A 972-nucleotide genomic window follows, 5' to 3' on the forward strand; every position below is an offset into this window, starting at 1 on the left:
AGCGCCTGCAGAACTCCATCAGACCTCTCGTTTGTTGAATGCGATTACTTCACCAAATGTTTATATTCGTACTGCTGTGCTTGCTTCGTGTGCAGTGCCCGGTATTTTCCCTTCTGTCATGTTGGAAGCGAAGAATGAGCTTGGTGAGCGTCAAGCCTATCTACCCACACGACGCTGGATAGACGGTTCTTTTAGTGATGACTTGCCGGCTAAGCGTTTGGCTCGTTTATACGATGTGAATCACTATATCGGAAGTTTGATTAATCCGATCGTATTGTTTACTAAAGATGGTTGGGATAACACGAGAATTCCAAGTTGGGTACGCTGGCTAACGCATAAGAGTGCTAGCCGTTTTGCCAAAGCAACTTGTGCCGTGAGTCAGAAATATACTCCAAACTGGACGCGTTTTAATGTCTTGATGAATACCGTTGCCTCGGTGCTAAACCAGGAATACAGCGCCAATATTAATGTCTACCCGGATTTTAGAAAATTCGATTTTCGGCAAATACTTAGCCCGCTGTCTGAAGCCGAGTTACTAGAGCTGGTTCGACAAGGGGAATTGGCAACCTGGTCACAGATGGAGCGAATTCGTATTACCAGCAAAGTAGAGCGAACGCTGGAGCGAATTTTGGAAGAATATGGAGAAAATGACCTGCTACATGCGAAGATGAAGCGGCGTAAGAAACAGGTTCAAAAAACCTAAGTTAGTGCATGTCCAGCTGTAGGGACATTTTATCAATAGGCGTTACTGAAAGTAGTGATTTCATACAACGCTTTGAGTCGTAGCCGCACAAAGCGATCTCCTCATCCGAAAATATCCAGGGTTTGCCAGATTCATACAATTCCAAGCGGGCGTTGAGAGGTGCTTGGTACTGCTCCATATAGTGGTGCTTGGCGCTATAGTATTTTAAACTCGATAAAGCATCCCTTTGCGTGATTACTGCTCGTTCGAATAAACCATTAGCCGCATAA

The 972-nt window shown here is 45.0% G+C and carries 2 protein-coding genes; one reads left to right on the forward strand and one right to left on the reverse strand.

What is annotated here, in order from left to right; translation table 11 throughout:
- A partial coding sequence (locus A3761_RS26785; protein WP_369808163.1) for a patatin-like phospholipase family protein occupies positions 1-703 on the forward strand: 703 nt, incomplete at its 5' end.
- A gap of 1 nt (position 704) precedes the next feature.
- On the opposite strand, the gene A3761_RS26790 is transcribed toward A3761_RS26785, so the two are convergent.
- Positions 705-972 (reverse strand): hypothetical protein (locus tag A3761_RS26790; RefSeq protein WP_231881137.1); only part of this gene is annotated, 268 nt, incomplete at its 5' end.

Source organism: Oleiphilus sp. HI0123, assembly GCF_001635315.1.